Source organism: Dyadobacter linearis, from assembly GCF_907165045.1.
In the GTDB taxonomy this organism is placed as follows: Bacteria; Bacteroidota; Bacteroidia; order Cytophagales; family Spirosomataceae; genus Dyadobacter; species Dyadobacter linearis.
Genome location: NZ_CAJRAU010000001.1, coordinates 1,327,120 through 1,352,852, shown reverse-complemented (window position 1 = coordinate 1,352,852; position 25,733 = coordinate 1,327,120). Strand labels below are relative to the sequence as shown.

Here is a 25,733-nt window from a genome sequence, read left to right as displayed (position 1 = left end):
AACAGGCGGTTTATTCTGAGTTAAAACGAACATTTATCAACTTATAACCGTTTTGGCACAATCTGTGTATCTTTGAATCTGGCGGCTTTACAGGTTGCCGGATTGTCTATTTCTTCTTTTTATAATGAATTCAAAACTTTCCAGAACCATACTCCTCGCATTGGCACTCGGCTTTTTTGTGGTTTGGGTATTGGAATTCCGCCGGGCCGGACTTTTTGAAAGTTACTGGCTATTATTATTGAGTATAGTTTGCGTGCTATTTTTTCAGTTCAGCAGATTGAAAGCCGCAGCGGCCGCGGGCAAGCAGGCTAAACCGGAGGTTCCGGCTACTAAACCGCAGCCGCGGAAAACCGCAAAAAAATGAACACAATTTCACTTGGCCTTACCCTGTTTTTCTTCATCCTCGCCGGCTATTTCGGTGCGGTAAGATCTGTGCTGCTGGATATTTCGATGGACAGATATTCATTCCGTCACGAAAAAATAGAAGAAGTTACCCAAACACTTTACTGGCGGCGGATCCTGCGCATGATCCGGCTCCTGGCTGTGGCGCTCGGCTGTTTTATGGCGATCGTCACCATTTATCCTTACCTGACGCTGCATTCTGGCTTTCAGGAAATGTTGCTGGTAACCGGACTTTTCGCCGGCCTCGCAAGTATCTGGATGCTTTGTTATACGAGTTGGGTTAAAGTCGGCCGCAGCTTTCCCCGCATTCTTGATCTCACTGCCTTTCCGGTGAGGCTGGGGGAGTGGCTAATGACGCCGCTGTATTGGGTTGTGGAGCCTTTTGTGAAAGAAAATATCCTGAATGCGTCCCTGCGCGATGATATTATCTCAGCCGACGATCCCGATTTCGACGACCATAGTATTGAAGAAAGAATGTTTATCAATGCATTGGATTTCAAGGATTTGCGTATCCGGGATTGTATGATTCCGCGGACCGAGATTTCGGCAGTGAATGTGAATGCAAGCATTGAAGATCTGCGGACTGCATTCCTGTCCAGCGGGCATTCCAAAATTATCGTACATAAAGAGTCCGTAGACGAAGTACTGGGTTACTGCCACGCACTGGCGCTTTTTAAGAAACCGAAAGAGATCAGTAATATCATTACGCCGATCATGATCGTGCCGGAAGCAATGCCCGCGCGGGATCTGATGCTGCGTTTTTTGGAAGAAAGAAGAAGTCTGGCATTGGTAGTGGACGAATTCGGAGGTACTTCGGGGCTGATCAGTGTGGAAGATGTAGTAGAGCAGATTTTTGGGGAAATTCAGGATGAATATGATACCACCGAAGACTGGACCGAGCGCCAGCTGGACGATCACAATTATATACTTTCAGCCCGTCACGAACTCGATTACCTGAATGAAAAATACGGCTGGGAATTACCCGAAGGTGATTATGATACACTGGCCGGTATGCTTATTCATTTTTACGGTGATTTGCCCGATGTGAACGAAACAGTAAGTATCCCGCCATTTTCATTCCAGGTTGTGTCAATGCAGGATACGCGCATTGAGCTGGTGAAACTGACGATTGAGGAAAAGAATAAAAAATCTGACAAAATTTAAAGCTGCAATTACGCCCAAATATGCCCCGAAGTATCTACGCCTACCTGCTGATTATCTGCTGCATTTTTTTTACATCACCCATATTCGCTCAAAACAATACATTCAAGACTGAGCTGGCCACTATTTCGAAAGAAGCAAATGGCACGGTAGGAATTGGAATCATGGATTTGAAAACTGGAAAAACGGCTATTCAGCACGGCGATCACAAATTTCCGATGCAGAGTGTTTTCAAATTTCCACTTGCAATGGCAGTTCTGGATCAGGTTGACAAAGGGAAAATTACATTGACCCAAAAAGTGCGTATTACAAAGGAAGATCTGCTGCCGAAAACGCACAGCCCGATGAAAGACAAATATCCGGAGGGAAATATTGATTTGACAGTAGCTGATCTGCTGAGTTATACCGTTTCAGAAAGCGACAATATAGCTTGTGACCTGCTGTTTAAATTGGCCGGCGGTACCAAAGTTGTCAACGATTATGTACATAAACTCGGCGTCAAAAACATTGAAATCGTAGCAAATGAGGAGGAAATGACCAAAGGCTGGGATATTCAATACAAAAATTTCAGTACGCCGGGGGCGATGCTGCAGTTGCTTTCCGTCTTTTATAAAGGCAAAAATCTTTCAAAAGCAAGCAGCGATTATCTTTGGAAAATCATGATTGCAGGACCGACAGGCGCTAATCGAATTAAATCTCAATTACCTGAAAACACCATCGTCGCGCATAAAACCGGCACTTCTGGCAAGAACGAAAAAGGTACATTCGCGGCCACAAATGATGTTGGTATTGTAAAATTGCCGGGTGGAAAAGACCTCGCAATTGTCGTGTTCGTCTCCGATTCTAATGCAGATATTGAAAAGCGCGAGCTCGTTATCGCAAAGGTCGCGAAGGCAGCGGCGGAACATTTTCCTTCAAAATAATCCTTTTATTAAAAAGGCTGAAAACTTCGAATTGTGCGGATATCTGTTGAAAAACTGGGAAAGAAATTTGTGAAGGAGTGGATTTTCCGCAATGCTACTTTCGAGCTTTTGGCAGGTCAGACTTACACTTTTGTGGGACCAAATGGCAGCGGCAAGTCTACTTTGCTGCAACTGCTAACCGGCATGGTACCCGCCACGGAAGGCAAGATCAGGTACTACGACGCTCATAATAAGGAAATTGAAGACGATCTCTGGTACAGGCAGCTCGTCATTGCGGCGCCTTATCTTGAACTGATCGAAGAGTTTACATTACGCGAGCTGGTCGAATTTCATATCAAGTTCAAGCCACTCAAAAACAAGCTTTCAGTTAAGGATTTCGAAGAAATTGTGCAGCTTTCCCACGCGAAAGACAAGGTGATCCGCCATTTTTCTTCGGGTATGAAACAGCGTGTCAAGCTGGGACTTGCATTCATGTCCGACGTCCCTATTATTTTCCTCGACGAACCCACTACCAATCTGGATGTCCAGGGAATTCAATGGTACCTGGACCACGTGACGGATTACACTCAAAATCAGCTTGTTTTGCTCGGTTCGAACGTAAAACAGGAATATGAATTTTGTGAAAATATCATATCGGTTTCTGCGTTCAAATAGGATACGAGCACTTTTTCTATGCACAAAACTTTACGGTTAACTCTTGTAATGCTTTCGATGCTGGCGTTTATGGCTGGAAAAACGCGGGCTGCCGGCATGTATTTCATTGAGAACCGTGGTCAGTGGGAAAAGGATATCCTGTACCGCGCCGAAATTCCAGGCGGCTTCCTTTTTCTGAAAAGCCAGTCGATGGTATATGTGCTTTACGATGCCGCTCCGATAGCTGCCCGCCACGCTAAAACGCCCGTTATTTCCCCCGCAGCCCGCCAAAATTCGATTACCTCCAATATCGCTGCACATGGCGTGGAAGTGAAGTTCGGCAATGCCGCGAGCGAGGTAAGGCACACACCGAAAAGTCCGGTTCAAACCAGTTTTAGCTATTTTTTGGGTAAAGAAGAAAGCAAGTGGGCAGGTAATGTGCGGGGTTTTGAAGAGGTAGTTTATGAAAATATCTACGCCGGAATTGATCTCCGCGTGTATATCCACAGGTCAAAACTGAAATATGAATTTGTTGTCCGCCCGAATGCAGATCCTTTGCAGATCAAAATGCAATACGTTGGTGCTGAGCGGGTTTCGTTAAGCAGCGAGCGGCAGATTATTGTGAAAACTTCGGTGGGCCAGTTCCGGGAAGCAGAGCCGTATTCATTTCAAAACATTAATAATAAGGCAGTTGAAGTGCCTTCTGCATTCTCGCTCTCGGGAAATACGGCGCAATTTATTCTACCAAAAGGCTACCAGAAAAACGCGGCTCTGACCATTGATCCCGAGCTGATTTTTTCCACCTATTCCGGCGCGGTTTCTGATAACTGGGGCCACACGGCGACGTATGATGCGGAGGGTAACCTGTATTCAGGCGGTACTATTTTCGGCGCAAACTTTCCGGCTACGGTAGGTGCGTTTCAGGTGAAGTTTGAAGGATCGGTTGACGTTTCGATCATGAAGTTCACGCCCGACGGCAAGGATTTGGTTTATGCTACATTTCTGGGCGGGGACGATACGGAAGTTCCTAACAGTCTGATAGTCAATTCTAAGAAAGAACTCTTAATTCTTGGTACAACTTCTTCCAAAGACTTCCCCACGCGGACAACTGCTTTTCAGCGTGCATTTGGCGGCGGCAATAAGGTAGTTCCTATTTCAGGTCTGGATTTGAATAATGGAGCAGATATTTACATCTCAAAAATAAGTGCAGACGGAAAGCAACTTGCTGCATCCACTTATCTGGGCGGCTCGGGAAACGACGGCGTAAGTAGCTCAGAATCATTCACAATCCGGAATTATGGCGACGCGTTTCGGGGTGAGATTGTGGTGGATGAAGCAGATAATGTACTGATCGTTACTTCGACAAGTTCGATCAACTTTCCACTTAAAAATCCGGTACAAAACCGAATGCTCGGCGCACAGGATGGAATCGTTTCCAAGCTCGATCCGGGGCTTTCCACGTTGCTTTGGAGTACTTATATTGGTGGTGAAAAAGAGGATGCAGCCTATTCTCTGAAATCGCTTCCGGGGGGAACTGTATATGTCGCAGGTTTTACAAAAAGCAGCGCATTATCCAGTACATCAGGATCTTATCAGAAAAACCTGAAAGGAACTGAGGATGCATTTATTGCCAGATATACCGCGGACAAGCTGGTAGCGCTCACCTACGCGGGTACCGAAAAAGAAGATGGAGCCTATTTGCTCGATACCGACGCGACCGGAAATGTGTATTTCTACGGACTGACCACGGGCGATTATCCGGTTAGTCAGGGCGTTTACCAAAATGCTAAAAGTGGCCAGTTTGTTCACGCATTGGATGCCACACTCTCGAAAAGTGTTTTCTCAACGATTATCGGTTCAGGCCGTGGTACTCCGGACATTTCCCCGACAGCCTTTCTGGTCAGCGAATGCGGCAATATCTACATTGCTGGCTGGGGTGGAGATGTGAACAGGACTACAAACAGCAATACGTTGAGCAGCACCAATGGTTTGCCGGTAACCGAAGACGCCATTCAGCCGGGAACAAACGGAAACAATTTTTACATCGCAATACTTGAACAGGGTATGAAATCGCTGCTTTATGCCACTTATTTTGGTAGCCAAAGTAAGGATGAGCAAATCCAGGGCGATCACGTCGATGGCGGAACCAGCCGGTTTGATAAAAACGGAACGATATACCACGCTACCTGCGCGTGCGGCGGCAGTCATTTTCCCGTAACCCCGCAAGCCTGGTCGGAGGAAAATAACAGCGACAACTGCAATAATGCGGCTTTCAAGATAGATATCGACCGGTTGGAAGCGAAGTTCGATGTGTATGCGGGTAGTAAAAAAGACGTACTCCGCGGCTGCGCGCCACTCGCTCTGACTTTCGTGAATATGAGCGAAGGCGGAATTGATTATATATGGGAGGTAAGTGGCAACACCATTTCAAGGGAAGATGAGCAGGCGGAATATACATTTGCAACGCCGGGTGAATACAAGGTTACTTTAAAAGCGTATAACAGGCTGAGCTGCAAGCGTATAGATGTTGCAGAAAAGACTATCATAGTAGAAACACTGAATGCAAAAGTGACTGCGGATACTGCGGTTTGTGAAAATTCTAATGTGAAATTACTCGCGGAAGGAGGTACCCAATACAAATGGTCTCCCGCGACGGGATTAAGTAGCACAACCGTTGCCAATCCGACCGCAATCGTGAAAGAAACGACCGAGTACAGCGTGGAGATCAGCAATGCGAGCGGCTGTAAGGTGACCAAGCAGGTGAAAGTATTAGTTGAAGAAAAGGCTGATTTTGTTGAAATGGCAGATACCGAAGTCTGCCAGGGCGCCTCGGTTGTGCTCACAGTCGCCGGCGACGCACCAGAATACAAGTGGTTTCCGGCAAAAGGGTTACCCGAAACGATTGGTAAAAGTGTGACCGTCAAACCCGAAGAAACGACGACTTACACCGTGGAGGGACTTTACGCCGACGGTTGCCGGCCGATCCGGGAAATAACTGTTAAGGTAGATAAAACGCACGCGCCTGACTTCGAAGTGGTGACTTCCGGTGGCGCATGCAACGAGCCTTTTTCCTATTCAATAAACAACAAAACGGCAAATGCGCAGCGTTTTGAGTGGAATTTGGGTAAGGGAAATACGGTAACTGATAAGGATATCGGCGAATATCAATATGAAACGCCGGGAGAATATGTCGTTACTTTAACTTCCTATAATGCAGCCGGTTGTCCTCTCAAAACGGAGAAAAAGGTCGTCGCTTCCCCGCCTTTTACCTTAACCAATGTAATTACGCCAAATGGTGATGGTAAGAATGATTTCTTCATTGTACCTGTTTCGCCTTCGTCGCTGGAAGTTTTTAATCGGTGGGGAAAATCTGTTTATAAGGCTGCCGATTACAAAAATGACTGGGGGAAGGGTATTGCGAACGGGACGTATTTTTATGTTGTAGATACGCCGCAGGGTAATCACTGCAAGGGTTGGGTAGAGGTATTGGAGTAAACCACTTATCTTGCAATCAGGTTATTAATTGAATCACAAATTATTTATTTCAATGAAAAAACTATTCATACTACTATCTCTTGCAGTGGCCGGTTTTGCCGCAAATGCGCAAAATGCAAGTACCTTCGGAAAAGAAGTCAATGACAAAAAAGCGATCGAAGCTTCTGCGCTTCCTGCCGAAATGGGCGATAAAGCCGAAATGGAGGCCAAAGTAAGCGGCACGGTGGAATCTGTTTGCCAGGTGAAAGGTTGCTGGATGAAAGTGAAAATGGAAAATGGTGAAACAATGCGGGTGATGTTCAAGGACTACGCATTCTTTGTTCCAAAAGATATAGCCGGCAAAACGGTAGTGTTTGAAGGGGAGGCGCAAAAGAAAATGGTTCCGGTCGAGCATTTACAGCATTATGCCAAAGATGCGGGTCAGAGTAAGGAAGAAATCGCGAAAATTACCGAACCAAAGCAGGAATTGACCTTTATTGCGGACGGTGTTCTGGTAAAATAGTTTTCAGAAATACGAAAGAAATATTCAGGTGGATACTTTGTAGCAATACAAGGTATCCATTTTTGTTTTTATGAAGATCAAAGTTCTCTCTTTAGCCCTGCTGTTTTGCTGTTCCAGCGCATTCGCTCAAAATGTAAGGATCAATTGGTGGAACCCTCAAAGTGCTGCATTTCCTGTGATAGAAGGTCGGGCCTGGCAGGGTAAGGATTTGAAAAATCCGTATGACCGGTTACCGGCAAAGGCCGAAAAGACTGTGAGAGAGGCGGTTTGGGGTTTGTCAAATCAATCGTCGGGGCTGATGATCCGCTTTCGTTCCAATTCACCCGAGATCAAAGTGCGCTATACTGTGGGCGGCGGTCATGCATTGCCTCACATGCCGGCAACCGGCGTGAGCGGAGTCGATTTGTATGCGATCAGCAGCGACGGGGAGGCTCGCTGGGCGGCGGGCAAATATGCATTCGGAGATACGATAACGTACAATTTTCGCGGGCTTGCGGGCAACGATAATTATCACAAAAAAGGGCGGGAGTACCGGCTGTTTTTACCATTATATAACAATGTGAAGTGGCTGGAAATCGGTACGCCGGAAGGAACCGAGTTTACGGCACTGCCAGTGCGGCCAGATCAGCCTATTGTCGTTTATGGTACTTCCATTGCGCAAGGAGCATGCGCTTCGCGGCCGGGGATGGCGTGGCCTTCCATATTAAGCCGGAAAATGGACCGGCCGCTTATTAACCTGGCGTTTTCGGGAAATGGAAGACTGGAAAAAGAGGTAGTGGAGTTGGTGAATGAAATTGACGCAAAGGTTTTTATCCTGGATTGTCTGCCCAACCTGACGATCCGCCCGGGATCCGAATTGGCGGTAACTGCGGAAGAGGTGAGGAGCCGGATTTTGACTTCCGTTAAGTCGATTCGTGAAAAACATCCTGCGACTCCTATCGTACTCGCCGAGCACGCAGGTTATACGGACGAAGAGCTCAACCCGCAGAGTAAAAACTTTTACCAGGAAGTAAATGAGATACTAAAAAATGCATTTGCGCAGCTCAAATCAGAAGGAATTGAGAATTTGTATTTGATCTCCAAAAAGGATTTTAATCAGGATATTGAAACGACGGTCGACGGTACGCACCAGACGGATCTTGGTATGATGCGTTATGCAGAAGGTTATGAAAAGCATTTGCGCAATGTGCTGCATGAATATACTGGTGAGGCTTCGACAACAAAGCCCATTATCCAACTCCGGGAACTTAATAATTACGATTGGGAAGCGCGGCATCTGGCTGTTTTAGAGCATAACAAGAAGTCTTCGCCGGAAGTAGTTGTAATAGGAAATTCCATTACGCATTTCTGGGGCGGGTTACCGAAAGGACCGCGGGCAGTGGGAGAGGAATCCTGGAACAAAACATTTGGGAAGAGTTCGGTTAATATGGGTTACGGCTGGGACAGGATAGAAAACGTGCTGTGGCGGATCTATCACGGAGAGCTGGACGGATTCAATGCGAAGCAGATCATCGTCAATATTGGCACAAACAATCTGCATATGAATACAGATGCGGAGATTGTGGAAGGCTGGAAGTTGCTGATCAGTGCATTGAAGTACCGTCAACCAAAAGCGAAGATTACCTTTTCAGGCATTTACCCAAGACGCGCCCAAGAGCAACGAGTGGTACTTTTGAATGAGCAGCTGGCGCAATTAGCGGGTCAGGAAAACATTGGATTTATAGATCCGGGAAAGGTATTTCTGAATAAAGAAGGTAAGATCGACGAGGCGCTTTTTGGCGACGGGTTGCATCCGAATGCAAAAGGATATGAGTTGCTGGGGAATGCGATTAAATCTGCTGTAAAATAACTGGTTTACAGAATAACCCCAACTCCAAAAAGTACCACGAAAAACAGCGTGGATAATGCCATTTGTTTCAGGTAGGGATCAAGTTCCTGCGCTTTGGTAAGGCGCGAAACAGCCAGGCCATTTTTGATAAATAATGGAAAACTGAGGAGGAATAGCAGATTTTGGACTCCGGAAAAATGCAGGAAAGTGTAAAGTGAAACGCAAAGCATGCCTGTGATTAAAATAAGCCAGTGATAAGCGATCGCTTTTTCGCGTCCGAGGCGAACTGGAATTGAATTTTTGCCGGTAGCCCGGTCGGATTCAATGTCGCGGATGTTATTGATATTCAAAACCCCAACTGCAAAAAGCCCGCAACTGGAAGCAGGAAGCAATAATGACCAGTCCCAAAGGTGTGTGTGAAGGTAGCTGCTGCCTAGTACGCCCACCCAGCCGAAGAAGATCAGCACGGACAAATCGCCCAATCCAACGTATCCATAAGGACGTTTTCCTGCGGTGTATGTAATCGCGGCGATAATGCAGGCGACGCCTATTCCCAAAAACACCCAGAATGCATTCTTAGGTGCGTCGTTCAATGCGATAATGAGCAGCGAAATACCGGAAATTAATGCCAGCGCAGAAAACCATGCAATTGCACGCAGCATCAACGAGGCAGTAATATGGCCCGAATGCACAGCCCGGCGCGGCCCTTCCCTCAAATCAGTATCTTTTCCGTTGACAGCATCACCATAATCATTGGCGAAATTGGAAAGTACCTGTAAGATAATGGTTGTAAGTACGCTCAATCCTGCTACCGACCAGTGAAAATCTCCGGTTGAGGCAGCCAGAAAGCAGCCCATAATAATGCAGGAAAGCGAAAGAGGTAAAGTTCTTGGCCGGGCGGCCTCAATCCAGGGATTCATTTAATTCTAAAATGTAGGGAGATTCAGGCTTGTGTTTTCTGCTCAGCCCAATTAATAATTTTTTCTGCAAGGTACAGACCTTCCGTTGAAACTGAGGCTCTTAGTATTCCATCATAGCTCATCGAGAGATGTAGAATATCGTAAACTGCCATAAAATCTGAGAGAACTTTCCTATCGAGGGCAGATAATTCTTTTTGGTACCATTCCAGACTTTTTCTGGTTTTCTTCTTCTTATCACCCAAAATACTGTCCAATGCAACCAGAACACCAGCATATGCAGTATGTCCGGCCATTTTTACATATTTTCTGTCCTGGTAGTATCCGTCTTCCTTTTGCGCTTTTTCGCTGAGGATCGTTTTTGCATTCGACAGGTAGCGTTTCGCTTCGATAATGTCTTTCATTGTAATGTGTGTTTTAATTGATTAGAAGGGCAATGAAGGCTGCCAGTGTAGTAACTGGCAGCCCGGCAATATGTACTATTAAATCCCGACAGATTTTAAAAACTCAGGGTCGGTAGGTAATACTTTTGAAGCAAAGAAATTGGTTAGTTCACCTTTCTCGTTGATCACATATTTACAGAAATTCCAGGTAGGAACTTTGTCGTTCCAGCCGTTTAAATCTTTGGTGCTTAACCATTTGTAAATAGGAGCCTGGTCGTCGCCAACTACTGAAACTTTTTCGAACATCGGGAAAGTTACACCGTAAGTAGCCGAGCAAAATGTTGCGATTTCTTCGCTGGTACCTGGCTCTTGTCCACCGAAATTATTAGCAGGAAATCCTAAAACCACTACTTTGTCTCCATGATCCTTGTTGAATTTTTCCCAATCGGCATATTGTTTGGTATAGCCACATTTGGAAGCCACATTCAGGATCACAACTTTTTTTCCTTTGTACTTGCTCAGATCAACCGTTTTGCCGCCTACAAGCGATTTTACTTTAAAATCATAAAGCGATTGTTTGGCAACCGGCGCGTTTTCAGGTCTCGCAGCAGTCTCACTTTTGTCGGCAAACATGCCGGTTATCAGGGATGTAATCATAATCAGGATCGACTTTAACACGCTCATTTTAGTTATGGTTATGGTTTATACAAATCTAGCAATAAACACAATGGATTAGTCCTACATTCTTTCGGGAACCTCTATGCCCATTAACCCCAAAGCTTTACGAATTGTTTCAGATACGACCTTAGATAATGCAACCCTGAAACGCGTCGCCTCCGGATTAGGATCTGAGAATATAGAAACCTCAGCATAAAACTGGTTATAGACCTTCGCAAGCTCAAATGCATACTGGGAAATGAGCGAAGGAGCAAACTCGCTGGCGGCGGCACTTACCTTTGAAGGATACAGGGAAAGCGAAAATATCAACTCACGCTCAGCGGGATGCAACTTGTAAGCGTCTCCCGGAATTACGGCAGCGATCTCAGCCTGTTCTGCTTTTCGGATAATCGAGCGGATACGTGCGTAAGTATATTGAATAAATGGCCCGGTATGCCCTTGGAAATCAATTGATTCGAGCGGGTTGAAAAGCATTCTCTTCTTGGGGTCTACCTTTAAAAGGAAGTATTTCAACGCGCCCATTGCCAGTTGATTGTAAAGCTGCTTCGCCTCGGCGCTGTCAAAATCGTCGATCTTACCCAGTTCCTGCGTGCGATCTGCGGCAGTCTGGATCATTTCTGCGATCAGATCATCGGCATCCACAACGGTACCTTCACGTGATTTCATTTTGCCGGAAGGCAGATCTACCATTCCGTAGCTAATGTGGTAACATCCTTCCGAGTAAGTGCGGCCAAGCCTTTTAAGTATTGCAAAAAGCACCTTGAAATGGTAATCCTGCTCATTTCCCACCACCCACAAATAGCGATCGTTGTGGAAATCTTTATTCTTTAACTCAGTTGTGCCCAAATCCTGGGTAATATATACGGAAGTGCCGTCGCCGCGCAGTACCAGTTTTTCATCCAGACCTTCTTCGACCAGACTGATCCACACCGAGTTGTCTTCTTTCCGATAGAAAACACCTTTTTGCAGACCTTCTTCTATAATATCTTTCCCAAGCAGGTAAGTGTCTGATTCGTAATAGGTTTTGTCAAAAGAAACGTCGATCTTTTTATAGGTTTCCCCAAAACCCTGGTACACCCAGCTATTCATTTTCTGCCACAAGGCCATCGTGTCGGCGTCGCCCTGTTCCCAGAGCAGGAGGAGTTTTTGAGCTTCCAGGATCCAGGGAGCCTTTTTTGCGGCTTCTTCCTCCTTCATTCCCTGCTCCACAAGTTCCTTGATCTGCTTTTTGTATTCCTGATCGAACTTCACGTAATACTTGCCCGCCAGGTGGTCGCCCTTAATGCCGCTGCTTTCAGGCGTTTCGCCATTTCCCAGCTCGCGGTATGCCAGCATGGATTTGCAGATATGAATACCCCGGTCATTAACCAGACAGGTTTTTATGATATCATACCCGCTGGCTTTCAGAATCTTAGATAAAGAATCGCCAAGGAAATTGTTTCTTAAATGCCCCAGGTGAAGGGGTTTATTGGTATTTGGCGAAGAAAATTCCACCATCACCGACTGTCCATTCGAAGGAGATGCGCCGTAGTCGGGGTGGCTGCTCATTTGTCCGAACAGGTTCAGCCAGGTCTGGTCTTTCAGGCTGATATTTAAAAATCCCTGAACTACATTGAAGCTGTCAACTACCGAAGAATTCTCTATCAATTCATTCCCAATAATTTGACCAAGTTCAGCCGGTGCTTTTCGGGTGGTTTTGGTTAATGTAAAAGTTACAAATGTGTAAAAACCTTCAAATTCTTTTTTTGTGGGTTGTAAAATGATCTCTTCGGCGTCGATTTCGAAGTGCTTCTGGATCGCTTTTTTAATATCGCCCTTTAAAATTTCCTCAATTGTCATGGAAAATGGTGTAAGTCAGAACTGATCTCCCAAAAATGCGGATACATTTTCTGATGTTTTTATTTGAATGAAAATATTTCTAATATTAATAGTTATGTTATCTTTTTGATGCAAAATTAGGGTAAATATTGAAGCGAGTTACACCCCTGAAAGAAGAAGTTATGCCCAGGTTTCTGTTAAGTTGTTTTCGGGTAAATATTGTATGGCTACTTGTTTTGCTGCCTGCAATAGGAGCCTTGGCGCAGCTTCAACAGGCCGACAGGCTGGAAATACCCACCAGTTCCTCCGCTTCCGAGCAATTTGAAATATTTAGTCTGGGCGAGCAGGGGATATTATCCGTGATCAGGGGCGATGGATATTCGAGCAGCAGGAACGAACAGTGGCAGTTTGTGCAATATGATACCACGTTAAAGGTCCGCTGGCGTGCTGCCTACAAGCTGGATTTCCGGTATATCCCGGTTATGGCCTATAAAGGTGTGGACGCCGGATACTGGCTCTTCGCCGAACCGGACAGCGACCGTTTCCTTTTCTTACAACTCAATTTCAACGACGGATCGATCGACACTTTCAAGGGGAATTTGCTTTCCGGAGTTGATGTGCAGCAATTTAAGGTGATTGGCAGCAAAGCGCTCGTTTCGGGCTATTACAGGTCCCGGCCGGTCGTTATCATCCATTCCTTTTTCGACCACACTACCCGCGTCCTTCCTGGTCTTTTTGAAAAAAATACGGAGTTAAATAATGTAGATATCAATGAAGTCGACGGCTACATTAACGTAATAACTTACGCTTATCGTAAGAAAAACTGTGTTTTTGAGATCAAAACCTACAACTACGACGGCAAATTTCTCAAACGCACTACGCTCAGCGATTCGCGTTACAGCTTTATCTCGGGGCAGATCGTCCCGCTCAATCCCGACGATTCTTACCTGATCGGCAACTATTCGGTCGGCTGCACGCAGTATTCGCAGGGCTTGTATGTGACGCATATTGAAAACGATAAACCAGCTGAGCCTCAGTTTATTGAATTTTCAGATTTGCAAAACTTTTTCAATTACATGAAACCCAAGCGGCGGCAGCGAATGCTTGATAAGATTGGGAAAAGGAAAAGTCTTGGAAAGGAAAATCGTTTCAGGTATCGCCTGCTGGTTCACGAGTTGATCCAGACAGAAAATGAGATCGTGCTTGTTGCGGAAGTATATTACCCAAACCAGCGTTCTACTAATCCCGTGATCTCGGGGGGCATTTCCAGGCCATATATCTCCCGGTCGCTTGAAGGTTACAGGTACACGCACGCAATCGTGTGCGGATTCGACAGGAGCGGAAAATTCATGTGGGATAACTGCATTACCATTAAAGATCTGACGAGTTTCGATTTACAGGAAATGGTGCAGGTAACTCCTGTTGACGATTATTTCGTGCTGGCTTACCCGCAGGAAGGTGAAATTCACACGGAGGTGATCAGTCGGGATAAGGTAGTTGTAGAGACCGAAAAGTTTAAGATCAACCCAAAATCAGAAAAAGACAAGGTGCTTAATAATGAGGACGGATATCTGTCTCCCTGGTACGGCCAGTATTTTCTTGCCTACGGAATGCAGCGCATTGGCAGTTCTTCGATCGGGCAGGGCCGCGAGATTTTCTACGTTAATAAGCTGACCTACAAAACAGAAGATATTGGCAAGGTAGGTTTAAAAAGCGATTCCGCGCCCAGGTAATCAGTCTACAAGCCAGATGTGGTCAGCATCAAATCCCTGTTCTTTCCACTCCACCTGCACGCGCTGGCTTTCTACGGTACTCACTTTCATACCCGCATAATCAGGCCCAATAGGGAGCTCCCTGTTATAGCGCCGATCGATCAGTACCATCAATTCCACCGCTTTCGGTCGACCAAATGCAGTCATCGCGTCCAGTGCTGCGCGTACCATTCGCCCGCTGGCAAGCACGTCGTCGATCAGGATCACTTTTTTTCCTTCGATCAGGAAGGGTACATTCGTTTTATTAGGCACCAGTGGAGATTCGCGTCTTCTGAAATCGTCCCGGTAAAAAGTTGCATCCAGGTAGCCCAGCGGAATGTGCTGGCCTGTCCGCTGGCGAAGTTCGGCAATGATACGCTCCGCAAAATAAATTCCCCTGGGTTGTAAGCCCATGACCGCCGAATTGGAAAAATCCTGGTGATTTTCAATTAATTGCTGGCACAACCGGCTGATCATGATTTCCAGCAAAGGGCTACTTAATATTAATCGTTTTTGGGGTATCATGAATTTTCCCTGAATTTTAGCCTAAATTAAGTGCTCTATCACGAAATCAAAAACTTTTGCCAAATGAAATATCTGATTGCCGGATTGGGAAATATTGGTCCGGAATATGCTTTTACCAGGCACAATGTCGGCTTTATGGTGTTGGACAGACTGGCTGCGCAGCATGATTTCAAGTTCAGTTTTGAGAAGCTCGCTTTTGTGGCAGAATGGAAATACAAAGGCCGGCAGATCTATTTTATCAAACCGACCACCTATATGAACCTCAGTGGAAAAGCGCTGAGATATTATATGGATCAATATAAAGTGAGCGTCGAAAACACGCTCGTGATCGTGGATGAGCTGCAATTGCCATTTGGTACACTACGGCTGAAACCGAAAGGCAGCCACGGCGGTCATAATGGATTAAAGAATATAGAAGAATTGCTGGCTACGTCCGAATATCCTCGTCTACGCTTCGGGATAGGGAATAATTTTCCGAGAGGCAGGCAAGTAGATTATGTGTTAAAAGCTTTTTCCCCAGAGGAAATGGCCGAGTTGCCGATCTTTCTGGATACTGCCGGGGATATGGTTCTTTCTTTTTGTACTTTGGGGATACATTCAGCAATGAATAATTATAACCAATGATTGAACATTTTTAAGAAAATATAATTATTTCAAGACAGTCGAATATTTTGTAAAATGCCGCTTGAATAAAATATTCTAAATTCTATTGCTGCATAAATAGTATAATATTGGTAGTAATTGGACTTAAATAATATTAACTTCCAAATAAAATTCGGTATGCATCATCTGTGTAACTTTGTAATTTCAAAATTAACAGTGATATTTGTATCACCATTAGCGGAAATAAGAATTGAATTAAACCATGACGCTAATGAAAATTGTTTTATATTTGTGTAGATAAGACAATTAATCAGATCAGCCTCTGTCTCAGTAAGATAGAGGAATGAAATAAAAGGAAGTAATTGACTGATCCAGAAGATTTTGAGTTGTAGAGCTGGGAGTAGGTTAGAGACACGTCGAAAAGCAACGATAAATCGTATACAAGGGAGTAATATTTATCTGATTATTACTTTAAACTATTACGCCGGTTAGCACGTTTATTTGGAAATTCGTCCTTCGGGACAAAAGATATTAAAGAAAAGAAAAGGTTAAGGGTTTAGGAATAGTCAGTATAAAGCCATCTCAATGAGGTGGCTTTATCTTTTTATAGGCTCAGCCCAGATTTCAACTCTCCGGTTCGATCTTTTTTCACTTTCTGACCGGTTCACTTTATTCGGCTGCGCTGATCCATATCCGCTACCTTCAATGCGGTCAGCGGGGATACCTTTTCCCAGCAGATAGGCTTTAACAGTTTCGACCCGCTTGTTAGAGAGTTCGAGGTTCTTCTCAAAATTGCCGGTATTGTCCGTATGTCCTTTGAGCAATATCTTCAATCCCGCATTTTTCTGAAAATATGCTACCATCGCATCGAGTTCGCTCATTGAGTTCCCTTCCACTTCCTCAGTACTTTGCGTAAAATAAAGCGTAGTGAGCGGAGCTGAATAGGTTTCCGGCGCCAGGCTGATCAGTGATTTGATCTCTTCGTACCGATTGTTGGTTTTGACAGCAATGCTTTTGGATTGAAAACCATCGGCCCGCGCCGAAATTTTATAGGACTGGTAAGGAGTTAATTCGAAATTATAAACGCCCTGCACGCTCTTGGCCTGCGCCACCAGCGAATCGTTATCTGATTTCCGGACCATTACTTCGGCATCATTTACCGGAGCAAGATCGCGCCCATCATATACTCTGCCGGTCACTAATGCCAAACTCTTGTTTCTGCCAGGCTCCTGTTTGGCGGGTTCTTCCGCCTTTGGCTCCGGTTTTTTCTCTTCGGCAACGGGCTCCTTAAAATTCTTGGCAATTGTTTGATAGCTTCTCCGCACGAAAACCGGCGTCATTACCCGATCATAAACTCGGATCAGGGCAATAGAGCCGCCGCTGGCTTCGTAGCCAGCTACCAGATCATCCTGGAAAAGGTTCAGAACCTGATCGTTATCAAGCATTCCTTCGGTGCCGGGATCTTTAAATTCAAGTTTTGATTGTCCGTTGATGTACATCTTGATCACCTTCGTTTCAAAGTCCCGCGAATACACATAATGTACATATTGGTTCGCTCGAACAGGCGCTTTTTCACCTATTGCATAGTCGTAGAAATTGAGCTTCCCGTCGTAGATATAGCTTCCGTAATCGCTTTTTCTATTCTTGAAATCAAGCACGCGTTTCCAGCTGTCGAGCTCATTCATTTTGAAATAGATCTCAACCGTAAAGCTCTTGCTAAGAAAACCTTTGGCTTCCGTATTGTTGAATTGCAGGCCGCTATTGCTTTCAAACTGATAAGTAGTGCGGTTGAGATAGTCAGATCCCGGGATTTTTTCTTTGATATATTGCCCGGGCTGTCCAAGCACTTTAAGGGCCGGCCCGCCGCTCTCGATGGGGTTCAGGCCATTGTTAAAATCGTAGGTCCATTGGTTTTGGGAAAATGCAGGTATGCTCGCGATTGACAAAAGAATAGCCAGGAACAATACATTTTTTTGAATTCGCATGCCCAAAAATATGAAAAGTGCAGGCGGAAGCCGAAATGCATCACGTATTTTTGGCGCGTAATCTCCTTTGTGTGTGAAAAATATTGGTATTGGTATTCTGTTTTCCATTTTGTGGTCCTCTGCTTCCGTCGCGACAAAGTTCGGTGTACAGTCAGCTCCTCCGTTAATATTGGCAAACGTCCGGTTTTTTATCGCCGGAATCCTGCTGCTGACTTTTTCCTATTTATTTACCAAAAATCCTTCCTACCGATTGCCAAGCCGAAATGAATGGTTGCAACTGGCGCTTTTCGGTTTTCTGAATACAACGCTGTACCTGGGCCTCTACGTGTACGCCATGAAATATACTGCCGCCGGAATAGGCAGTCTTGCAGTTTCGACCAACCCGCTGATCATCGTACTATTGTCGTCGTGGTGGTTGAAAAGGCGGCCGCAGTCAGAAGAATGGCTTGGGATTGTGTTAGGAATGGCGGGGATCGGTATTGCAACGTATCCGCTCCTCGGCGATAGTTACACGACCGTGGAGGGAATTACGATACTGTTAATCAGCATGATAGCAGTCTCAGCGGCCAGTGTTTATTATGCTTCGCTGAAATGGGAGCTTCCTAATTTGCTGATCAACGGATGGCAGGTATTCCTGGGCGGCGTGTTTTTACTTCCCGCCACATTCCTGTTCAGCGATTTTTCAGAAACCCGGCTCGACAGTACGTTCTGGGGCTCCGTGTTATGGCTGAGCCTGGCAGTATCTATCATCGGGCTAATCTGCTGGTTCTATTTGTTACGACTTGACGCTGTGAAAGCGTCGCTCTGGTTGTTCCTGTGTCCGCTTTTTGGCTTTTTCTTTGCGTGGTGGCTTATGGGAGAGCCAGTTACCGTTTACACGGTAATAGGCACATTCTTCGTTTTGGCCGGGTTGTATGCAGGTCAGCGCGTGAAATTGTCGCAAGAAAGCAAAGCTTAATCTTCAATCAGAATTTCGCCTTTAAGGTAAAGTTTGGCCTGACCGCCAATATATACCCTGTCTCCGTCAAGCTCACATTTCAGGAAGCCGCCGCGTTTAGATATTTGTTTGGCGGTAAGTGTATTTTTAGAAAGCCTTTCAGCCCAATAAGGAATAAGCGTAGTATGCGCAGAGCCGGTCACCGGATCTTCATCAATACCCGATTGAGGTGCAAAGAACCGGGACACGAAATCGACATCGCTGCCTGAAGCTGTGATGATAATACCTCTCGCAGGGATCGTAGAGAGCACAATGATATCAAGTTCCAGGTTTTGAACCACTTCCTCTGATTCTACTACAACCAGGTAATCAGTTTTTCCTTTGTAGACTTCCATCAGCGTGGTGGTATTGAGACTTTCCACCAGCGCAGGCGGTGGAACCGCTACGTGATACAAATCCACCGGGAAATTGAGCGTCAGCCAATCTTCCTTACAGTCAACCCGGAGCTCTCCGCTTCGTGACTCGAATACGATCGACTTGCCTTCATAGTTCTGAATATTGAATATCACATACGCAGCCGCTAATGTAGCATGCCCGCAAAGATCAACTTCTACGGTAGGTGTAAACCATCTGATATGAAATCCTGACTCGGTGGGCACATAGAATGCAGTTTCAGCCAGGTTGTTTTCTGCGGCGATATTGAGCATGGTTTCGTCCGGCAGCCAGTAGTCCAGCGGGACGATTGCAGCAGGGTTTCCTCCAAAGAGTTTATCAGTAAAAGCGTCAATTTGATACAGAAAAAGTTTCATGTAATATCGGTCGGTTAACAATACAAGGTATTAAAAATAATCTCTACTGCCCGAATGTGCCGCAGGAAATTTTTAACATTATTTATAAGAATGGTATAAAATTTTGTCGAAATACATTTACACTATCTTTTCCTGTTTTTCATTCGGAGGTATACGCCGTTTGTCCAGCCGAAGCCTTCCTGAATCTCATATTCACCCCCTCCGGCAAGCAAATTTGTGTCCGAAACATTATATTTTTCGAGCATTTTACCCGAGTGCCTGAACTCCTTCTCGATCAGGCCAAGCCACTCTGCCGACAGTTCGTTGGCGGTTCTGTGAAAGTTATAATTTCTTAGACCCTTATATGCGATCCATTGCAGCGGAGCCCAGCCATTTGGTGCGTCCCATTGCTGTCCCGATTTTACGGTGGTAGTCAGCAGCCCACCCGATTTCAAAAAATTAAGCCGGATATATGCTCTCACGTAGTGCGAATTCGGTTTTGGAGCCAATTTAAAAAACAAAGGAAAGGTACCGGCAAGGGTAACGGCCTTCTTGAATTGTTGTTTTTTAAAATCGTAATCCATGTAGTAATTTTTGGCAGGGTCCCAGAAGTAAAGCTGGATCGCCATTCTCCGCCGGGCTACTTTGTCCAGATAAACGCCGTGCAAGGTCAAATCTCCGGCCAGCAGGTATGCTTCCGAAAGCGTTTGTTCCAGATGGTACATCAGGCAGTTCAGGTCTACTGGCAGAATATCCGTGGTATGGATCGTGGCGAAATCTTTTTCATCCTCAAACCAGCGGCTGCTAAAATCCCAGCCCGACTCCGCCGCAGCGCGGATATGCCGGTAAAGTGCCTCGCGGGAAGCGCCGTGTTTTTCATTAGCATGGTCAGCAAGTTCTACGTCTTCCCGGTACGATTCCGGTCTGGGTGTCGCTTTGTCATCCCAATACCGGTTCAATTTCATTCCATTGGGCAAATGCACCAATCTTCGGTGGGCACTGAAAGGCTCCCCCGAATTTCCCGGCTCCATCCAGTAATCGTATTCTTTCTGCATTTGGGGCAAATACTTTTTCAGTATTTTCTTGCCTTCCATATCACTGAACAGCCTGACCATCAGCGAAAAGAACGGAGGCTGTGAACGTGTGAGGTAATACGTGCGGTTAGCGGTGGGAATATAGCCGAAGCTGTCGATGAGATATGCGAAATTATCGATCATGCTTTGTACCAGATCAGTTCGTCCGTTCTCTTTCAGTCCAAGCAGCGTAAAATAGCTGTCCCAATAGTAAATCTCCCTGAAACGTCCGCCGGGTACCACATAAGCGTGGGGAAGCGGGATCAGCGAACCGCCGCGTTCCTGGCTTTCCGGCTGTCTGGTCAATACCGGCCAAAGCTTTTTGACATGCTCGGAAACCGACATTGTTTTATCAGCCTTGAAAGTGGAAGCAATGTGCGTAGGCATCCTGAAACACCGTCTTACAAATTCCTCTATATCAAAGCCTTCTGAATGTCTTTCGTGGTGGTAACGTTCGATGATCAGCATCGGATCTTCGAGGGGAATAGCGTCCGCGAAGGTTTTTGAATCCGTGAAAATATGACTGTTCTGGACATCCTTAAAAAAGGAACCGTAAAGCTCCTCGGGCGAAATATGTGATTGTCCGTAAGTGTAAGAGGGGGCAATAAATCCGTACAAAAGAACTGGTTTTAAAGGGTTATTATGCCAATAGCAGGCCGGTTGCATTTACTTTAAGCCCTGACAGTTTTTCAATTGTTTTCAAAAAAGCAACGACCGAATATACCCTTTTGTTCCGACAGACCTGATAAATGTCCTGATGCCGGGAAAGAGAATTTCCTACTTTGTTTGCATTTTCAGGCATCCCCGCTTAATATTGTACCATCAAGTCAATTGCTCCACTTTAAGCGATTGATTTATAAAGAAGAGGCGAGAGAATGGGCTCAACGAACCTCTGGCAACCTGCTACCATCATGGAGAAAGGTGCTAATTCCCACCTAATTTTATTAGGAGATATAAAATCAATTCGCGTGTACTTACTGTTAGAAATTTCCGTAAGCCGAATGGCTTTAATCTCCACATTTTGTATCTAAATGTGCTTTGGCACCTATGCAGTCGGAACAAAAAACATTCAAGCATCCCTACCCCTATTCCCTCGAAATGGGCGGAGAGCTCGCTGGTTTTGAGCTATCATATACCACTTACGGAACTATTGACCCGGACAAAAACAATATCATCTGGATCTGCCACGCACTCACCGGCAGCTCCAATGCGGCTGAATGGTGGGATGGGCTGGTAGGAGAGGGGAAATATTTTGATCCGGCGAAGCACTTTATTGTTTGTGTAAATGTGCTGGGTTCTGCGTATGGATCTACCGGACCTTTGTCGGTCAATCCAAAAACAGGAACACCATATTATCGCGACTTTCCCGTAGTTACTGTTCGTGATGTAGTCGGGGCGATGGATTTGCTGCGCCAGGAAATGGGGATAAGAAGGATAAAAATCTGCATCGGCGGCTCGTTGGGCGGCCAGCAGGCTTTGGAATGGGCAGTAGAAGTGCCCGATTTATTTGAAGAACTGGTACTGATCGCCTCCAATGCATTGCATTCGCCGTGGGGAATCGCATTCAACGAATCTCAGAGAATGGCGATCCAGGCCGACCCTACTTTTGACGATAACCACCCGGAAGCAGGCGCAATGGGCATGCGGGCGGCGCGCTCGATTGCATTGCTTTCTTACCGGAATTACGATACCTACAATTTTACGCAAGCCAGGGATAACCCCGATCAGATCGACGATTTCCGCGCTTCTTCTTACCAGCAATATCAGGGGAATAAGTTTGTAAAACGCTTCAATGCGTATTCCTACTGGGTACTTTCCAAGATCATGGATTCGCACAATGTAGGAAGGAACCGGGGCGGGATTGTGCACGCCTTGGGTTTGGTAAAAGCCAAAACGCTGGTATTAGGGATTAAATCCGATCTGCTTTTCCCGCTGTCGGAGCAGCAATTTCTGGCAAGACATATTCCCGATGCTGTTTTTCAGGAGATTGATTCACTATACGGACACGATGGGTTTTTGATTGAATACAAGCAATTGACCCAGGTGATCAGAGTTTGGCAGGAAACGAATGGGCAGTTGGAAATGGCTAAGATCGGATAGCCTTTTCCAACTGATCAAATTACTATTTTTTCGAAATGCTCAGCAACAGCTCGGGCTCGTTCGTTGTGATAAAATCAACATTCTTTTCCAGAAAAGATCTCAACATCGCTTCGTCATTTACTGTCCACACATTTGTGGTCAGTTTTTTGGCTTTCATAGCTGCAATGTAATCTTCATTCTTTTTATACACATTGAAGTGATAATCAATACCGTCTAATCCAGCGGCAGCGATTTCATCTGGCGTCTTATCTCCATTCAGATATTCCACGTGCGCTTTTGGTGCTAGTTCTTTCACTTTTTTGCAAACGTCAAAATCGAATGCGATGTAATCAGTAATATCCTCAACTTGAAGCTTTTTGACCATTTCCACGCATTTCGTTGCCAGCGCCAGGGATCTTTCTTTTCCCATAGAAGACGTTTTGATTTCAAGGATCAGCCTCGTACCCTTCTGTTTTGCACCTGCTTTCAAATAGGCTTCAAGCGTCGGCAGCGACTCGCCATTTTCCAACTTGATCTGTGCGAGCTCACTTGCATTCGTTTTTTCAATATGCGTACCCTTGATAGCATGATCGTGCAATACAAAAATTACCGAATCGGCTGACATGTGCACGTCGAATTCACTACCGTAGCAGCCCATTTTAATCGCATGTTCCAGGGCGCCGATCGAATTTTCTGTCGCGCCGGTGTGCTTCCACGCCCCGCGGTGCGCGATTACTTTGTTCTTGTTTTGTGACATTCCTTCAAATGCAGTAAGGCTTAAAAACCCTGCGGCAAGCATAGCAAATACTTTTTTCATTTTGTAAAAATTTGACTGAAATAAAAAAACCGTGATCTCCGGTTACTAACCAAATGCTAACGGATCCGAAAAGTACATTTTGTATCTGTCAGCTATATTAGGTAAATATTAAGTTTCCGATCCTGGAATATGATGTTTTGAAACTGTAATTACCACCTGCTTTGAAGTGGGCGTGTTGCTTTTGTCGGCTACACTATCGATCGGTACCAGCACATTCGTTTCAGGGAAATAGGTAGCTGTGCAGCCTTTCGGAATACGGTAAGCGACCACCAGGAATTTATGCGCCACTCGCTCCACTCCGCCAAAATCATTGTGCAAATCCACCAGACTTCCATTTTGCAAATTTCGGTCGGCAATGTCTTCTTCATTCATAAAAATTACCCGCCGCTCGTTAAAAACACCGCGATACCGATCATTTAATCCGTAGATAGTTGTATTAAACTGATCGTGGCTGCGGATAGTCATCATTGTTAACTCATTCTTTGATAAATGATTAACCGGAATAGGAGCGACATTAAATCTGGCTTTTTGGGAAGAAGTATCAAACTTTCCATCGCGGTTACAATTGGGTAGATAAAATCCCGCAGGCTGGCGAACGCGCTCATTATACTTTTCAAATCCGGGAATTGTTCGCTCAATATCCGCCCTGATCACGTCATAATTATCAATATACATTTGCCAATTGATCTGGCTGCGTTTCCCGAGCGTAGCCTGGGCCAGTTTGCATACAATTTCGGGTTCGCTCAAAAGCTGGTCAGAAATAGGGGGTAATACACCTTTTGACATTTGAACCACACCCATTGAATTTTCGCAGGAAATAAATTGATTCTCTCCGTTCCGAATATCCATATCGCTCCTCCCGAGGCAAGGCAATATCAGCGCTTCCTCCCCGTGCACCAGGTGGCTCCGGTTCAACTTGGTCGAAACGTGGACAGTCAGGCGGCATTTACTTAATGCTTCGGCCGTATAGCGGGTATCGGGCGTGGCCGAAAGGAAATTGCCTCCCATCGCAAAAAATACGCCCACTTTTCCCTCGTGCATCGCCTTAATCGCATCCACAACGTCGTAGCCGTGCTTTTTCGGTGGGGCAAAATGGAAATTGCGTTCGATAGAATTAAGCAGCTGTTCGGAAGGTTTTTCAAAAATCCCGACAGTACGGTCGCCCTGCACATTACTGTGGCCGCGCACCGGGCAAGTTCCCGCGCCCGGCTTGCCGATACTACCTTTTAGCAACAACAGATTGACTATTTCCTTAATAGTATCCACCGCATTTTTTTGCTGCGTAAGCCCCATTGCCCAGCAAACGATAATCTTGCTTTTCGTCGCAAGTAACCTGGCTGTTTCCTGGATTCGTGTAAAAGGAACACCGCACACGATCGCGAGCTCTTCCGGATTAAGGGTATTCAAATGCGCCACAAACTGCTCGTATCCCTCCGTGTCTGCTCGAATAAAATCCTGGTCGAAAACTGCGCCCGGATTTCTTTGTTCTTCTTTTAATAGCAATGCTTCAATCGCTTTCAGTAGCGCCAGGTCACCGTTTATTTTAATATGGAGAAAAATATCGGTGAGCGACGAATTGATACCGAGTACACCTTCTACCTTTTGTGGATTGTTAAAACCCATTAAACCCGTCTCAGGAAGCGGATTAATGGAAACGATCGTCGCTCCGTTTGCTTTCGCTTTCTGCAATGCAGTGAGCATTCGCGGGTGGTTTGTGCCCGGATTCTGGCCCATGATCATGATCACTTCCGCCTTGTAAAAATCGTCCAAAGTCACCGAACCTTTCCCGATCCCCAGCGACTCGCCCAATGCGACGCCGCTGCTTTCGTGGCACATATTGCTGCAATCGGGCAGGTTATTCGTGCCAAATTCTCGAACAAAAAGCTGGTATAAAAAAGCCGCTTCGTTACTCGTCCGGCCGGAAGTGTAGAAAACGGCCTCGTCGGGCGACGGAAGTCTGTTCAGTTCTGATCCTATTTTCGAGAATGCGGCTTTCCAGGTAATTGGCTGGTAATGTGTGCCGCCAGCTGGCAAAAACATCGGCTGGGCGATCCTGCCTTTGCCTCCGATTTCGTAGTCTGAAAGTTTGCCGAGTTCAAGTACAGAATTTTGTGAGAAGAAATCAGGAGTCAGTTTTTTTAAAGTCGCCTCTTCCGCGACTGCCCGCGCGCCATTTTCACAATATTCCGCAATGCCGGAACGCTCATCGTCGGGATCAGGCCAGGCGCAGCTCGGACAGTCAAAACCTCCCTTTTTATTGAGGTTGAATAACGCCTTCATTCCACGCTGCACGCCGGCTTCTTTAATGGTTTTTTCAAAGCTGGAAACCACCGCCGGAATACCCGCAGCTACTTTCATGATCTTGCCTTTTTTAAGGCCAGTCAGCTTGTCAGGATTCTCAGAACCTGGAATGATAATGGGCGATTCAGCCATAG

The 25,733-nt window shown here is 45.7% G+C and carries 21 protein-coding genes and 1 riboswitch; of the genes, 11 read left to right on the top strand and 10 right to left on the bottom strand.

Going from position 1 to position 25,733, the window contains the following annotated elements:
* The first annotated feature begins 124 nt into the window (after window positions 1-124).
* From KOD92_RS05570 to KOD92_RS05540, 7 genes are all read left to right on the top strand, one after another.
* Window positions 125-364 (top strand): hypothetical protein, encoded by a 240-nt coding sequence (locus KOD92_RS05570; protein ID WP_215232495.1) that lies wholly within the window; start codon window positions 125-127, stop codon window positions 362-364.
* Window positions 361-1,566, top strand: coding sequence for a hemolysin family protein (locus KOD92_RS05565; RefSeq protein WP_215232494.1), 1,206 nt, complete (start codon window positions 361-363; stop codon window positions 1,564-1,566). The genes KOD92_RS05570 and KOD92_RS05565 overlap by 4 nt, the downstream gene beginning before the upstream one ends.
* A 20-nt stretch (window positions 1,567-1,586) precedes the next feature.
* Window positions 1,587-2,486, top strand: a complete 900-nt coding sequence (bla, locus tag KOD92_RS05560) for a class A beta-lactamase, subclass A2 (RefSeq protein WP_215232493.1) — start codon at window positions 1,587-1,589, stop codon at window positions 2,484-2,486.
* A gap of 33 nt (window positions 2,487-2,519) precedes the next feature.
* A complete protein-coding gene (locus KOD92_RS05555; RefSeq protein ID WP_215232492.1) occupies window positions 2,520-3,140 on the top strand; it encodes an ABC transporter ATP-binding protein in 621 nt (206 codons plus the stop codon).
* A gap of 48 nt (window positions 3,141-3,188) precedes the next feature.
* The gene (locus KOD92_RS05550) at window positions 3,189-6,614 is read left to right on the top strand and encodes a DUF7948 domain-containing protein (protein WP_229254538.1); all 3,426 of its coding nucleotides are present in this window, start codon (window positions 3,189-3,191) and stop codon (window positions 6,612-6,614) included.
* A 52-nt stretch (window positions 6,615-6,666) separates the two neighbouring features.
* Window positions 6,667-7,116: a DUF4920 domain-containing protein gene (locus tag KOD92_RS05545; protein ID WP_215232490.1), complete on the top strand. Its 450-nt coding sequence runs from the start codon at window positions 6,667-6,669 to the stop codon at window positions 7,114-7,116.
* A gap of 70 nt (window positions 7,117-7,186) precedes the next feature.
* Window positions 7,187-8,965: an SGNH/GDSL hydrolase family protein gene (locus KOD92_RS05540; RefSeq protein WP_215232489.1), complete on the top strand. Its 1,779-nt coding sequence runs from the start codon at window positions 7,187-7,189 to the stop codon at window positions 8,963-8,965.
* Window positions 8,966-8,970: 5 nt separating this feature from the next.
* Here the strand turns inward: KOD92_RS05540 and KOD92_RS05535 are convergent, their stop codons facing one another.
* From KOD92_RS05535 to argS, 4 genes are all read right to left on the bottom strand, one after another.
* Window positions 8,971-9,864 (bottom strand): 1,4-dihydroxy-2-naphthoate polyprenyltransferase, encoded by an 894-nt coding sequence (locus KOD92_RS05535; protein ID WP_215232488.1) that lies wholly within the window; start codon window positions 9,862-9,864, stop codon window positions 8,971-8,973.
* A gap of 23 nt (window positions 9,865-9,887) precedes the next feature.
* Window positions 9,888-10,265, bottom strand: coding sequence for a DUF5618 family protein (locus KOD92_RS05530; RefSeq protein ID WP_215232487.1), 378 nt, complete (start codon window positions 10,263-10,265; stop codon window positions 9,888-9,890).
* A gap of 78 nt (window positions 10,266-10,343) precedes the next feature.
* Window positions 10,344-10,928 (bottom strand): glutathione peroxidase, encoded by a 585-nt coding sequence (locus tag KOD92_RS05525; RefSeq protein WP_215232486.1) that lies wholly within the window; start codon window positions 10,926-10,928, stop codon window positions 10,344-10,346.
* 54 nt (window positions 10,929-10,982) lie between these two features.
* Window positions 10,983-12,761 carry an arginine--tRNA ligase gene (gene argS / locus KOD92_RS05520; protein WP_215232485.1) on the bottom strand — a complete coding sequence of 593 codons (1,779 nt, stop codon included), beginning with the start codon at window positions 12,759-12,761 and terminating at the stop codon, window positions 10,983-10,985.
* Window positions 12,762-12,922: 161 nt separating this feature from the next.
* On the opposite strand from argS, the gene KOD92_RS05515 reads away from it, so the two are divergent.
* Window positions 12,923-14,473 (top strand): hypothetical protein, encoded by a 1,551-nt coding sequence (locus tag KOD92_RS05515; RefSeq protein ID WP_229254537.1) that lies wholly within the window; start codon window positions 12,923-12,925, stop codon window positions 14,471-14,473.
* On the opposite strand, the gene pyrR is transcribed toward KOD92_RS05515, so the two are convergent.
* The gene (pyrR, locus tag KOD92_RS05510) at window positions 14,474-15,013 is read right to left on the bottom strand and encodes a bifunctional pyr operon transcriptional regulator/uracil phosphoribosyltransferase PyrR (RefSeq protein WP_215232660.1); all 540 of its coding nucleotides are present in this window, start codon (window positions 15,011-15,013) and stop codon (window positions 14,474-14,476) included.
* Between the two features lie 66 nt (window positions 15,014-15,079).
* Between pyrR and pth the strand changes: the two genes are divergently transcribed.
* Window positions 15,080-15,640: an aminoacyl-tRNA hydrolase gene (gene pth, locus KOD92_RS05505; RefSeq protein WP_215232484.1), complete on the top strand. Its 561-nt coding sequence runs from the start codon at window positions 15,080-15,082 to the stop codon at window positions 15,638-15,640.
* 575 nt (window positions 15,641-16,215) lie between these two features.
* Here pth and KOD92_RS05500 read toward each other — a convergent pair.
* The gene (locus KOD92_RS05500) at window positions 16,216-17,604 is read right to left on the bottom strand and encodes an OmpA family protein (RefSeq protein WP_215232483.1); all 1,389 of its coding nucleotides are present in this window, start codon (window positions 17,602-17,604) and stop codon (window positions 16,216-16,218) included.
* Window positions 17,605-17,677: 73 nt separating this feature from the next.
* Here KOD92_RS05500 and KOD92_RS05495 point away from each other — a divergent pair, with 73 nt between their 5' ends.
* Entirely contained in the window at window positions 17,678-18,562 is an 885-nt protein-coding gene (locus KOD92_RS05495) for a DMT family transporter (protein WP_215232482.1), read from the top strand.
* Here KOD92_RS05495 and KOD92_RS05490 read toward each other — a convergent pair.
* Together KOD92_RS05490 and treA are read right to left on the bottom strand one after the other, a co-directional pair.
* The gene (locus KOD92_RS05490; protein ID WP_215232481.1) at window positions 18,559-19,350 is read right to left on the bottom strand and encodes a PhzF family phenazine biosynthesis protein; all 792 of its coding nucleotides are present in this window, start codon (window positions 19,348-19,350) and stop codon (window positions 18,559-18,561) included. The genes KOD92_RS05495 and KOD92_RS05490 overlap by 4 nt on opposite strands.
* Window positions 19,351-19,472: 122 nt before the next feature.
* A complete protein-coding gene (gene treA, locus KOD92_RS05485; RefSeq protein ID WP_229254536.1) occupies window positions 19,473-21,020 on the bottom strand; it encodes an alpha,alpha-trehalase TreA in 1,548 nt (515 codons plus the stop codon).
* Between the two features lie 233 nt (window positions 21,021-21,253).
* A riboswitch (SAM riboswitch) is annotated at window positions 21,254-21,362 on the top strand.
* A gap of 87 nt (window positions 21,363-21,449) precedes the next feature.
* On the opposite strand from treA, the gene KOD92_RS05480 reads away from it, so the two are divergent.
* Window positions 21,450-22,502, top strand: a complete 1,053-nt coding sequence (locus KOD92_RS05480; protein WP_215232479.1) for a homoserine O-acetyltransferase family protein — start codon at window positions 21,450-21,452, stop codon at window positions 22,500-22,502.
* A 22-nt stretch (window positions 22,503-22,524) separates the two neighbouring features.
* Here KOD92_RS05480 and KOD92_RS05475 read toward each other — a convergent pair whose 3' ends face one another.
* Both KOD92_RS05475 and KOD92_RS05470 read right to left on the bottom strand, forming a co-directional pair.
* Window positions 22,525-23,298, bottom strand: coding sequence for a glycerophosphodiester phosphodiesterase (locus KOD92_RS05475; protein ID WP_215232478.1), 774 nt, complete (start codon window positions 23,296-23,298; stop codon window positions 22,525-22,527).
* A 108-nt stretch (window positions 23,299-23,406) separates the two neighbouring features.
* On the bottom strand, window positions 23,407-25,731 hold the full coding sequence (locus tag KOD92_RS05470) for an FdhF/YdeP family oxidoreductase (RefSeq protein ID WP_215232477.1): 2,325 nt from the start codon (window positions 25,729-25,731) through the stop codon (window positions 23,407-23,409).
* Between the last annotated feature and the right edge of the window lie 2 nt (window positions 25,732-25,733).

Bases quoted from the DNA above. Each gene is read 5' to 3' on its own strand.
- KOD92_RS05570 (WP_215232495.1), top strand. From the start codon at position 125: ATGAATTCAAAACTTTCCAGAACCATACTCCTCGCATTGGCACTCGGC.
- KOD92_RS05565 (WP_215232494.1), top strand. From the start codon at position 361: ATGAACACAATTTCACTTGGCCTTACCCTGTTTTTCTTCATCCTCGCC.
- bla (WP_215232493.1), top strand. From the start codon at position 1,587: ATGCCCCGAAGTATCTACGCCTACCTGCTGATTATCTGCTGCATTTTT.
- KOD92_RS05550 (WP_229254538.1), top strand. From the start codon at position 3,189: ATGCTTTCGATGCTGGCGTTTATGGCTGGAAAAACGCGGGCTGCCGGC.
- KOD92_RS05545 (WP_215232490.1), top strand. From the start codon at position 6,667: ATGAAAAAACTATTCATACTACTATCTCTTGCAGTGGCCGGTTTTGCC.
- KOD92_RS05540 (WP_215232489.1), top strand. From the start codon at position 7,187: ATGAAGATCAAAGTTCTCTCTTTAGCCCTGCTGTTTTGCTGTTCCAGC.
- KOD92_RS05535 (WP_215232488.1), bottom strand. From the start codon at position 9,864: ATGAATCCCTGGATTGAGGCCGCCCGGCCAAGAACTTTACCTCTTTCG.
- KOD92_RS05530 (WP_215232487.1), bottom strand. From the start codon at position 10,265: ATGAAAGACATTATCGAAGCGAAACGCTACCTGTCGAATGCAAAAACG.
- KOD92_RS05525 (WP_215232486.1), bottom strand. From the start codon at position 10,928: ATGAGCGTGTTAAAGTCGATCCTGATTATGATTACATCCCTGATAACC.
- argS (WP_215232485.1), bottom strand. From the start codon at position 12,761: ATGACAATTGAGGAAATTTTAAAGGGCGATATTAAAAAAGCGATCCAG.
- KOD92_RS05515 (WP_229254537.1), top strand. From the start codon at position 12,923: ATGCCCAGGTTTCTGTTAAGTTGTTTTCGGGTAAATATTGTATGGCTA.
- pth (WP_215232484.1), top strand. From the start codon at position 15,080: ATGAAATATCTGATTGCCGGATTGGGAAATATTGGTCCGGAATATGCT.
- KOD92_RS05500 (WP_215232483.1), bottom strand. From the start codon at position 17,604: ATGCGAATTCAAAAAAATGTATTGTTCCTGGCTATTCTTTTGTCAATC.
- KOD92_RS05490 (WP_215232481.1), bottom strand. From the start codon at position 19,350: ATGAAACTTTTTCTGTATCAAATTGACGCTTTTACTGATAAACTCTTT.
- KOD92_RS05480 (WP_215232479.1), top strand. From the start codon at position 21,450: ATGCAGTCGGAACAAAAAACATTCAAGCATCCCTACCCCTATTCCCTC.
- KOD92_RS05475 (WP_215232478.1), bottom strand. From the start codon at position 23,298: ATGAAAAAAGTATTTGCTATGCTTGCCGCAGGGTTTTTAAGCCTTACT.
- KOD92_RS05470 (WP_215232477.1), bottom strand. From the start codon at position 25,731: ATGGCTGAATCGCCCATTATCATTCCAGGTTCTGAGAATCCTGACAAG.